Consider the following 11,967-nt stretch of genomic DNA (forward strand, 5'->3'; position numbering starts at 1 on the left):
GTTTCATTCGCTACAGCCTTACAGCTACTGCCAGTTCACCGCGATGATCTGGTTCAGCTGATCCCGCTGAGCCTGGGTCAGATTCATCTCCCCGCCCTGCGGTGCACCGAAGGTGGCCATGGCGTTGACCAGGTTTTCAAGCTGATTGGCGTAGAGCGTGGAGCTGCCGGCTTGCACCGCGTCCAGTTTCTGCGCCGCGCCTGCGTACCAGTCCTGCACGGTGATGGCGTCGGCCGAACCCAGCACGTCGATCACCAGGTTGTTGCCCTGGCGGGACAGCCAGAGGTTCTCGCGGGTGATGCCTTCGATGCTCAGCACATCGTTGTCGGCAGGCTTGTTCGACAGGTTGTTGATGACGTCCTGGCCGTCGCCGGCGGCGAAGCGGTAGGTGTCGTTGCCGTCCCCGCCGATCAGGTAGTCATTGCCCTTGCCGCCGCGCAGCGTGTCGTTGCCTGCACCACCGTCGATCAGGTCCGCGTCCGAGGAACCGAGGATGTTCTGATCGCCTGCCTGGCCCGCCAGGACGGTGCCGAAGGAGCGGTCGTCCGGGACGTTCAGGTAGTTCGGCGAACCGACGGTATCGGGGTTGGTGAGGCCGAATGCGCTGAACACCTGGGCAGCCGTCATCTGCCCGCCACCGGAGAAGGTGATCACGTCGACCACGGCATCGCCGCCCAGGAACCAGTTCTTCAGGGTGACCTTGTCGGTACCGCCGCTGACGTTGAGCACCAGGTCGTTGCCGCTCTTGGTCAGGCCGCTGCCCACCTGGTTGAAGGTGATGCCTTCGAAGCGCAGTGTGTCGTAGCCGCCCCCGGTGTTGTCGATGACGTCCTGGCCGCTGCCGGCGCTGAAGACGTAGGTGTCGTCGCCGCGACCACCAAGCAGGGTGTCGTTGCCCTGGCCACCGACGAGGGTGTCGTTGCCATTGCCCCCTTCCAGGCGGTCGTTGCCGGCACCGCCGGACAGCGAGTCGTTGCCGTTGTAGCCGAGCAGCAGGTCGCGCTGGGCGGTGCCGTTGAGGGCACCGTCGTTGCCCGCCGTGCCCTGCACGGTGTTGTCGAAGGCTGCCACCGGCGTTGGCACGGCGATACCGAACGCGCCGAAGATCTGCGCGGCGGTGAGCTGGCCACCGGTCTCGAAGGTGAAGGTTTCCACCAGGTTGTCGCCACCCAGGAAGAAGTCCTTCAGCGTCACCTGGTTGGTGGTGCTGCCGTTGACCTTGAGGATCAGGTCGTTGCCCGACTTGGACAGGCCCGAGCCCACCTGGTTGTAGGTGATTCCACCGGCGAAGCGCAGGGTATCTGCTGCGCCGCCCGCCTCCTCGATGACGTCCAGGCCGGCGGTGTAGACGTAGGTGTCGTCACCCACGCCGCCCAGCAAGCGGTCGTTGCCCGCGCCACCGGCCAGGGTATCGTTGCCGGCCCCACCGATCAGCACGTCGTTGCCGGCCGTGCCAGTCAGCGAGTCGGCACCGCCGAGGCCCGGCACCGGCGGTTGCCCGGTGCCCGGATCGGTCGGCGTACCGGGGTCGGTGGGGTTCGGGTCCACCGGGCCGGGGGTGCCGCTGCCATCCGGGAAGGCGGTGATCAGGCTGGCGATCTGCGCGGTGGTGAGGTAGCTGCCGCCGTCGTCCGGCTGGACGTAGTCGATGGCCGAGTCACCACCCAGGAAGTGGTTGGTGATGCGCAGCTGGTTCTTCATGTCCTTGTCAACGAGGATGACCAGGTCATTGCCGTCGCGGTGGAAGCTCAGGCGCGCACGGGCCACGCCATTGAGCACAAAGACGCCGTCGAAGCCGCCACCGGTGTTGTCGATGACGTCCATGCCACCACCGGCGCGGTAGTAGTACTTGTCGTCGCCGGCACCGCCCACCAGACGGTCGTTGCCGTCCTCGCCGTCGAGCACATCGTTGCCTGCACCACCGATCAGGGTGTCGTCACCCGAGCCCGCATTACCTCCGTTGCCGCCGGAGAGGTAGTCGTTGCCGTCACCGCCCTCCAGCTGGTCATTGCCGCCCATGCCGAACAGGGTGTCGTTGCCGGCCAGGCCGCGCAGCAGGTCGCGACCGTCGTAGCCGGAGAGGCGATCCGCCCCAGTACCGCCGTCGATCACTGCTTGGTAGCCGCCCGCCACGCCATTCGCCGCGACCATATGGCCGATGCGCGTGGCAGTGAGCATGAAGCCGCCATCCGGCTGGACGTAGCTGATAGCCTTGTCGCCGCCGAGGAAGTGGCCGAGCACACGCACCGACTGCTGTGCATCACCGTCCACCAGGATCAGCAGGTCGTCGCCGTCACGGCGGAAGCCGAGCCGGTCCTGGGTGATGCCGCCGGTGAAGAACACCCCGTCGTTGCCGCCACCGGTGTTGTCGATGACGTCCGCACCGTCGCCCAGGCTGTAGACGTACTTGTCGTCCCCGGTGCCGCCGATGAGGCGGTCAGCGCCCGCACCGCCATCGAGTTGGTCGTTGCCGGCGCCGCCCAGGATCAGGTCGTCGCCGTCTTCGCCTTCGAGGTAGTCGTTGCCGCCCTCGCCGAGGATGGTGTCGTTGCCGGCACGGCCCCAGGCCTTGTCGTCGCCGGCCCCCAGGTGGATGGTCTCGGACAGATTGCGGTAACCGAGGATGCTGTCGGCGTTGTCGGTGCCGTGGTGGATCACGCGGTTTTCCACATCCGCCTGGCTCAGCGAGCTGCCGTCGGCGAAGGTCAGGCTGTCCAGCTTGAAGTGGTCGGTCGGCTCCTTGAACCAGTTCTGCACGGTGATGCGGTCAGTACCGTTGGCGTGCTCGATGATCAGGTCCAGGCCACGGCGGTGGAAGCCCAGGTCCGCCGCAGCGATGCCCTCGCCGAAGCTCAGGGTGTCGAAGCTCGGCTCGATGTTGCTGAAGGCTTCGTTGGCGCGGCGCTCGATCAGCAGGTCCTGGCCGTCACCGAGGTTGAAGCGGTAGGTGTCGTCGCCGAAGGAGCCGTAGATCGTGTCGCTGCCGGTGCCGCCTTCGATCACGCTGGCGTTGCCGCTCCAGGCGTCGTTGCGCGCGACGATCAGGTCGTTGCCAGCCCCACCGATGAGGGTGTCGGAGCCCTGGCCATGTAGCGTGTCGTTGCCATCGCCGCCCAGCAGTTCGCCGTAGCCTTCCAGCAGGTCGTCGCCGCTGCCGCCATCGAGCAGGCCGTTGCCCTGCAGGGTGTCGTTGCCGGCGTCACCGAACAGCTGGTCGTTGCCGCCCCCGCCGATCAGCGAGTCATGGCCCTCGCCACCGCGCAGGGTGTCGTTGCCATCGCCGCCGTCGAGCAGGTCATCGCCGGCATCGCCGCTCAGCAGGTCGGCCTGGTAGCCGCCGAACAGGGAGTCATTACCGTCGCCGCCGGAGAGCTGGTTCTCACCCTCTTCGCCGTACAGCTGGTCGTCACCCGCACCGCCGAAGAGCGTGTCGTTGCCCGCTTCGCCATGCAGGGTGTCGTTGCCTTCACCACCCAGCACCTGGTCGTTGCCGAAGCCCGCCTGAACGAGGTCGTTGCCCAGGCCCGCGTCGATCACATCGTCGTCGGCATGGCCGTAGATGGCGTCGTCCTGAGCGGTGCCCTCCAGTGCCTTGAGCTTGAGGGTGTCGAAGTCCCAGACCAGGCCGCCGTCGAAGACGAATTGCTCGATGGCGTACACACCAGGCTGCCCAGCCTGGTACGAGAACTGCCCCTGGATCCGTACGCTGTCGCCCGTGGTCTTATGGGTCACCACCAGGTCTTCGCCGTCACGGCGCAGCAGCAGGTCCTCCGGTGCCACACCGTCGAAGCGAACGCTGTCGGTACCACTCCGGTCGATGATGAGGTCATGACCCCATTGCGCCGTGAGTCGGTACTGGTCGTTGCCGGCGGCGCCCTCCAGTTGGTCGTCGCCCGCCCCACCGTCCAGCAGGTCATCGCCCTCCCCGGCCAGCAAGGTGTCGTTGCCGAGACCACCCTCGACGACGTCGTTGCCGATCCCGGCGTCCAGGAGGTCGTCCCCTTCGCCGCCTCGCACGGTGTCGTTACCTGCGCCCGCGTAGACCGTGTCGTTACCGCCCAGCGCGTCGATCAGGTCGTCGGTGGAATAGGCGTTGATCAGGTCGCCCGCAGCCGTGCCGTCCAGGGTGAGCTGGCGCAGTTGCGTAGCGGCGATGAGGGTTTCCAACCCATCGCCGTAGCGCAGGCGAATACCACTCAGTGGCACCTCGTCGCGGAAGAACGCGGAAAGCGAGATCAGGTCGGCCGGGCTGTCCGGGAACGAAACCTCGAGGCTGGTGCCATTGCGGCGGAAGACCAGGGTTTCCAGCGGCAGGTCCGCGAGGTAGATCGTCACGATCCCTTCGTAGGCATCCACGATCACATCCTGTCCGTCACCACGGGCGAACAGGTAGTTGTTGGTGCCATTACCACCGTCTAGGCGGTCGTTACCCTTGCCACCGGCCAGGAAGTCATCACCCGCGCCACCCACCAGGGTGTCATCGCCATCGCCACCTTGCAGGGTGTCGCGGCCGGCGCTGCCATTGAGGTAGTCATTGCCAGCACCGCCCACCAGCGTATCGTCACCGACACCCCCGTCGATGCGATCGTTGCCTTCGCCCCCATCCAGGTAGTCGTTGCCCTCGCCACCTTCCAGCATGTCGTCGCCGGCTTCGCCGAACAGCCGGTCATCGCCGATGCCGCCATCGAGAGTGTCGCGCCCCTCGCCACCCAGCAGGGTGTCGTTGCCGCCATAACCGAACAGACGATCGTCCCCCTCCAGACCGCAAAGCTGATCGTTGGTCACGTAGCCTTCGATGCGGTCGTTTCCGGACGTGGCCTGCAGCACCAGGTTCTTGACGTCGGCGATGGTCCACACCGTGCCGTTGTGGAACTCGATGCGGTCGACGGCGACACCGTTGGTGCCTTCGGCGCTGAAGTAGTTGGTGAGCCGCACACTGTCGCTGGCCGAGGTCTGCAGCAGGAGGTCATTGCCATTGCGCTTCACGCCGACGCTGGCGGGATCGATACCTGCACCGAATACCACGCGGTCGATCTTGCCGCCGGCTGCATCGGCGGCGTTATCGATCACATCATTGCCGTGACCAATATCGAACAGGTAGCTGTCGTTGCCACGACCGCCAATCAGCGAATCGTTGCCGGCCCCACCGATCAGGGAATCGTTACCGTCATCCCCCATCAGCACATCGTCGCCAGCGCCGCCGGAGAGCTGGTCGTTACCACCCAGGCCATGAATGCTGTCGTTGCCTGCCAGGGCATCGATGCTGTCACCAGCGGCGCTGCCGAACACCAGATCATTGCCAGCGGTCAGCGACGAGGCGGTCAGCAGATCGAGCATCTGCTGCTGGCTCAGGCCACCGCCATCGACGAAACGGATCGCCTCGATGGCGCCATAGGCCAGCGAACCATCGAAGTCGAAGAAGTTGTCGATACGCACCGAGCCGGCATCGCTGCCGTCGACGTTTTTGACGTTGATCCAGACGGTGGTGGTGTTCCGAGAAAACACCAGGTCGCTCTGGCTGATGCCGGCGCCAAAGACGATCTGGTCGAGGCCGCCCCGGTCAAGGATTGCGTCGTTACCCTGGCCGCGCGCGAAGTGATAGCTGTCGACACCGGAGTAGCCATACAGACGGTCATCGCCACCCGCACCATAATATATCGTTCCGGAGTCGATGCCATAAAGCGTGTCATTACCCGAGGTGCCGATACGCGTAGAGAAATCGAAGAAAGGCGCCAGTTCGATGCTGGAGGCCGTAATGGCCTGGAATGCAGCATCACGCTTGGCTCGATACGTGGGCGAGTAGGTACCCAGGTCGGTGAGGATACCGATGACCTCACGCACGCGCTCGGGCTTGCCCTCGGCGAGCAAACCACTCAGCGTGCCCTGCAAGGCGTTCCAATCCACCACGATGCTACGAGCATCAGAGCCGAACGCCGACTTGATGATGCTCAGCTCCTTGGCGTACTCGGTCTGCGCCAGAATCTGCGCGGCGGTAAAGCGTTTGAACTCCAGGTACTCGGCCACCAGGATCGGTGCCGCCTGCCCATGGGGGTTCGGGTCCCGCTCGCCCCAGCACCAGGTACCCAGGTAGGGGCGCCCCACCAGGTTCTCCAGGGTGACGAGCTGGCGCGCGTCCATCACATGGCCGTAGACCTTCTTGGGGTCACGGCTGTAGGGGTCGACACCCTCGGCACCAGCCCAGCGGTAGATCAGAGTGTCGAGTAGCGCGTCGCGGCTTGCCGGGTCAGTTGCAGCCACGTATTGAGCCAACAGACTCTTGAGACCTGAGTCCAATGCCATGGCCTGATGCAGGTCCTGGACCTTGCCGAAGCCCCTGGCGTTGGCCTGGCTCAGTACATCATCGGGTAGCTCGATGTTGCCGCTGTTGACGCGACGGGTACTGTCGACCTTGAACCAGACGTCGGCCGCCGTGGAGGCAATGCCGCTGGCCAGCATCACGGTGCCGATCTGACGGTGCTCGTGGCCGTTGGCATCGGTATGGTTGGAGGTGCTGTAGCCGGTGCCGATGGAAACGACGCCCGCAGCGGCCAGCCCTTGCAGTTCGCCGTCATCGCTGACGCCATTGCCGTTGAGGTCGCGCCAGACCTGCAGCGTCGAGTACGCAGCGTCCTGGGCGTTGATCACGCCGTCGCCGTTGCTGTCGTACTCGGCCAGGGCCTGGAAGCCATTCTCGGCCCTGTTGCCATTGTTCAACAGGCTGTGGTTGCCGAACAGTTCAGTGCCGTTGCTGATGCGTCCGTCACCGTTGCGGTCGTGCACCAGCAGGCCATCATCGGGGCTGACCCAACCGGCTTTCTCGCTGAGACCGTCGCCGTCAAGGTCGAAGTAACTCGCCCCCACCTTCAACGTCTCGATGCCATCGCCGTCCAGGTCAATGACGATCGGCGAGGTGCGGCTCTCGGCATCATCCGTTTCCGGCGTTTCTTCCTCGTCCTCTTCCTCGGTGAGCACGATCTGCAGATCGCTTTTTTGCTTGTCGTAATTCTGGATCGTCAACCCACCGTTGATGGTCAATGTCGTGCCGTTCAGCACATAGGTATTTCCACCGCCGTAATAGGTGTTCTCGGGATCGCTTTCCTTGCGGCTACCCCCGGTAAGCTGGCGATTACCCAGATAGACCTTGCCCGAGCCGTCGGTATCGGAAATGAGGTCCTCCTTGTCGGCCTTGTAGATGTCGAAACCGTCGCCGCCATAGAGCGAGTCCCGACCCTCGCCACCTTCGAGGTGGTCTTTGCCAACGCCACCATCCAGGCTGTCATTACCCTTACCGCCGAAGAGGCTGTCATTGCCATCCCCACCGACAAGCGTGTCATTGTGCAGCCCGCCATAGAGGGTATCGGCCCCGATACCACCATCGAGGTTATCGGCTCCATCGCCACCCTCTATGTGGTCATCTCCTTCGCCACCACTGATGACGTCAGCACCCTTCATGCCGAACAGGAAATCATCTCCATCACCGCCCTGGAAACTCTCACCGCCGTCTCCGCCGAAGATGATGTAGCGCTTGTCGATGATCCCCCCGTCGACACCGTCGACGATGAGTTTGTATGACGAGCCGTCGCTGTATGTGCGGAATTCGATATCTCCCGGGATCGGCACCGGCAACCCGAATGGCATTTCGAAGGTGCCGTCGGTGTCGCCGGAAGCCCGATAGAGTCTCTCGAAAGTAAGAAAAGCGGCTCGTTTATCAAGCCACTGCTCAGAGAGTGCGCCCTCTCCCGTCTTCAAGTCCGCAAGGCTCAAGTCGTGTGAGTAGCTGGGAAGCTCGATAGCGATAGGCGACAGCGCATAGAGCGCGTTACGTGCTGCAAGACTGCCCTTCGCCAACGCCAGGATTGCGTCCTTGGTATCCGGCAGAAGAATGGTGTTGGCGCCTACGGCAACCGCTTTATCAATCTTGGAAAATACGGCCTTGGCCGAATCGATGAAGTTATCTGGGGTCGTCGGGGTCGTAACCGGCCTGCCACTATAGGTTGCCTGTACCCAGTCAAGAACGGTGTGTGTGCCGGCCTTGTTGATCAACTCACCCAGTTTCTTGGCTTCACCTGATAGCAGCGAGGTGATGTTGTTGAATGCCAGAGCTTTGAGGTCATCGCCACTGGCCCCGAGAAAGGTATCCACGCTCACGCCAAGATCGTCGAGTAACGTTATGTCCAGTTGTGTAAGCGCGACTATGTCTGATCCAATCGCCCAGATCGCTTGCTTGAATGCATGCGCATAAGATTCGTAGGCAAACAGAACGTTCTTGATGTCATCAATACGATTGAGACCTGGACCGCCTTCCATGGTTAGCCTGTAGGTCTCATTTTGACCAAAGGCTGAAAAAAGGATTGTACCGGACCAACCGGCATTATTGACTCCGCCTGCTGAGTCGCGCCCCAATGTTCCGAATAGAACCTCACCTACGCCAGTGGCATCCTTTTCCGCGATACTTTTCAAATCGGGAAATTTCCAGCGGCCATCACTGCCTCGGCGCTCAGGATTCAAAATATCGTTTAACGCCTTGATTGCCACACGATTGGATGCGTCTTGCATAAGCTTGTCGGTGTATTCAATACCGCGAAGCTCCATCTGCCGCCGACTGTATTCTCGGATTAACTCTGCAAAAACACCCCGCCCGGCATTCGCGAGCGAAGCACCATCCAGCCAAAGTTTAACCTTGCTATCCGGCAACATATCCGATATCGCCTGATAAACATCGGAATAATTCTTTCTCTCGTTATTCCCTGTAGCTATCAACGCCCTAATCCGGGAAATCTGATCATCCGTAAGATATATTTCAGTCACAAAGCACCTCCTTGCGCGTTCGCCTTAATTTCAATACGTCCCAACTCCTGAACGACTGCCCTCATGATCGATTTCCAATTCACAAGAGCCCTATACGGAAAGAGGACCTGCACCAGCAAACCGGAGTCCAGGTAGTAAGATGCCCTGCAGTCCCCGTTTACCTTGTCGGGATCCTTTGGCCATGCCACGGTGCAATATAATTCCCTGACACTCCCTTTAGCCTCACCATATGGAATGTAGATATAGGAGCCGGAGTATTCAGCCTGAGAAACAGGCTCTTGCAGTGGGTATTCGATTAAACCAAGAGAGGGGCGCACAGTTGGCAACCCAAGTCTTTCTTGCTCTACCTGAAAATGTGTTTTCCCGTTCGGGTCACCCATTCTTGAAATATCGATCCATGTCAGACCTTCAGTAGAAATTTTTTTTCTATCGTGTAGGCCACGGTGATCCATATATAGCCGAATGGTTAGTCTGTCTGCCCGCCCCGGCTGAATAACTCCAGAGGAGTAAACATCAAAATCTGTGTCTTTTGGCAAACGGAATAGCACCCCGCTTACCTCAATAACATTCACATCCCCCTCAACAACCCCATGAGCAGCACGGTATTTCGGCGTATTGACCGAAGGCTCTTTCTCCCCACAAGCCACGACCAACAAACACATAGCAACGACAGTGAAACGACCTAACAAAAGTCCGGAACTCTTCCTGTTCATCATAAAAATCAACGCGCCACTCCTAATCGATACGCTCTACAGATATCCCTGCGTAAACAAGGCAGCAGGCACAAAGGACAACCACTGCAGACGTCATTGCAGAGGGGGGAAGCCAGAGAAATTTCGATTAAGGCGGGCATGTTCATCCTTGAGGTGGAGTACCTGCCGACTATCCTGTCGGCCTCCTGAGAAGAAGTGCTAGAAAACGCCTTTGGTTGATTGACGTCAATCAGGTCAATCAGGAATCTGTGAAGCAGTTCCGAGCCGGCAGACATGCTTTGTGCGGCCATTGCAGCACCTACCGATATGGCCGGTTTTCCCTGAGTTGAGGGAGCTAGCCACCTCCCACCGAGAGTAAGACCGCCAGGATGCATGCAGAAACACGCTCCAGGCGTGGTTCCATGCATCGCACCCCGGCGGTACCACCCCATCAAATCCTGAACGTATCCACCAGCTGCTTCAGCCGGCTGACCTGCTGATCCAGCTCGGTACAGGCCTTCAGGCTCGCCTGCAGGTTGTGCACGCCGTCCTGGTTGAGGACGTTGATTTCGGTGATGTCCATGTTCAGGCTTTCGATCACCGAGGTCTGTTCCTCGGTGGCGGTAGCCACGGACTGGTTCATGCCGTCGATCTCGCCGATGCGGCGGGTGACGCCGCGCAGGTTCTCGCCGGCCTGGCCGCCGATGCGCACGCTGTCGTCGCTGAAGTGGCGGCTTTCGCCCATGGTCGCCACGGCCTCGCGGGCGCCGGTCTGCAGCTGCTCGATCATCTGCTGGATCTCCAGCGCCGAGCTCTGGGTGCGCTGGGCCAGGTTGCGCACTTCGTCGGCCACCACGGCGAAGCCGCGTCCCGCCTCGCCGGCGCGGGCGGCTTCGATGGCGGCGTTGAGTGCCAGCAGGTTGGTCTGCTCGGAGATGCCCTTGATCACGTCGAGGATCTGGCCGATGTCGTTGCTCTTCTGGCTGAGCACTTCGATGTGGTTGCTGGACGCCTGGATCTTCTCCGACAGCTCGCCCATCGCCACCAGGGTGCGCTCGACCATGCCCTGCCCTTCCTCGGCATCGCGGCGGGCGTCACTGGCCTGCTCCGAGGCGTCGGCGGCGTTGCGGGCGATCTCCTGGGCAGCGGCGCCCAGTTCGTTGATGGCGGCGGCCACGCTGTCGGTGCGGGCGGCCTGCTCGCTGGAGTTGGTCATGGAGGCGTTCGACGCCTGCACCACGGTGCTCACCCGCTCGTGCACCTCGCGCGTGGCGGAGGCCACTTCGCGGATGGATTTGTGGATGCGCTCGACGAAGCGGTTGAAGGCATCGGCCAGCTCGCCGAACTCGTCACGGGAGTCGATCGACAGGCGCTGGGTCAGGTCGCCCTCACCCTCGGCGATGCCGCTCATGGCGTGGCTCATCACGTGCAGCGGGCGCAGCAGGATGCGGATCAGCCCGCCCAGCAGCAGGAGGATGGCGACCACGCCGATGATGGTGGACATCAGCGCGGAAACGCGGAACTCCTGCAGGGCGGCGAAGGCCTTGGACTCGTCGACGGACAGGCCCACGTACCAGCGCACCCCGGTCAGCCCTTCCACCGGCAGGAAGGTCACGATCCGCGCCTCGCCGTTGCGGTCGCTCACGCTCTGCAGGGCGGACTCCAGGCGCGGCGCGGTGCCGGCGAACAGGTCCGGCAGCTTCTTCAGGACCAGCTGCTGGTCGGGGTGGACCAGCACCGTGCCCTTGTCGTCCACCAGGAAGGCGTAGCCCATGCCGCCGAGGTCGAAGGAGTTGAGGATCTCGTCGACCGTCTTCAGCTTGAGGTCACCGCCGACGACGCCCTGCAGGGTGCCCGAGGCGTTCACCGGGCGGGTGATGGTGATCAGCAGGCCGTCGCGCGGGTCGGCGGCCAGGTAGGGCTCGGTCAGGCCGGGGCCGCTGGTCTGCGCCGCCTTCTTGTACCAGGGCCGCTGGCGCGGGTCGTAGCCGGCGGGCAGTTCGCTGGGCGGGAACTGGGTGTAGGTGCCGCTCGCCTGGCCGTAGTACGCATAGAGGAAGGCGGAGGCGATGCTGCGGTGCTGCAGGCTCTTGGCCAACGCCGCCTCGCTGCTGTCGTCCTCGATGGACTCGGCCAGGTTCTCCAGCAATTGCATGCGGCCCACCAGCCAGTGCTGGATGTTGCCCGTGGAGACCTGGCCCACATCGTTGAGGTAGTTGGCAAGGTTCTGGCGGATGGCGTTCCGCTGCAGGTAGTCGTTGTACAGCGCGAAGGACGCGAAGGCAGCGATCACCACCAGGGAGGCTGCCACCATGATCTTGTGGCTGAATTTCAGGGTTCGCATGGAGGAACTCGCTCAAAAAGGTGCAAAGGCATGAGGTGGCCACAGGCGTTGTCGGCGTCCGGTCGCCAATCGACCGGACACAGACGCAGGGCCGTCCCTTGCTATCGGCGCTAGCACGTTCTT

The 11,967-nt window shown here is 62.3% G+C and carries 3 protein-coding genes and 2 pseudogenes; all 5 read right to left on the reverse strand.

What is annotated here, in order from left to right; translation table 11 throughout:
- Positions 1 to 24 precede the first annotated feature (24 nt).
- Positions 25 to 6,780 (reverse strand): calcium-binding protein, encoded by a 6,756-nt coding sequence (locus FBY21_RS06460; protein ID WP_253543660.1) that lies wholly within the window; start codon positions 6,778 to 6,780, stop codon positions 25 to 27.
- A 459-nt stretch (positions 6,781 to 7,239) separates the two neighbouring features.
- Positions 7,240 to 8,697 (reverse strand): annotated as a pseudogene (locus FBY21_RS30180) (calcium-binding protein); the annotation flags it as partial.
- Positions 8,698 to 8,804: 107 nt separating this feature from the next.
- Positions 8,805 to 9,533: a hypothetical protein gene (locus FBY21_RS06465; protein WP_142009616.1), complete on the reverse strand. Its 729-nt coding sequence runs from the start codon at positions 9,531 to 9,533 to the stop codon at positions 8,805 to 8,807.
- Positions 9,534 to 9,951: 418 nt separating this feature from the next.
- Entirely contained in the window at positions 9,952 to 10,716 is a 765-nt protein-coding gene (locus FBY21_RS30185) for a methyl-accepting chemotaxis protein (protein WP_371320986.1), read from the reverse strand.
- A gap of 93 nt (positions 10,717 to 10,809) precedes the next feature.
- A pseudogene (locus FBY21_RS30190) lies at positions 10,810 to 11,844 on the reverse strand (cache domain-containing protein); the annotation flags it as partial.
- Positions 11,845 to 11,967: the final 123 nt, after the last annotated feature.

Origin of the sequence: Pseudomonas sp. SLBN-26 (assembly GCF_006715895.1) — a bacterium.
Classification (GTDB): Bacteria; Pseudomonadota; Gammaproteobacteria; order Pseudomonadales; family Pseudomonadaceae; genus Metapseudomonas; species Metapseudomonas otitidis.

What these genes read in the sequence shown, in the direction of transcription:
- FBY21_RS30185 (WP_371320986.1), bottom strand. Translation starts at nt 10,716, where the DNA reads ATGACCAACTCCAGCGAGCAGGCCGCCCGCACCGACAGCGTGGCCGCC.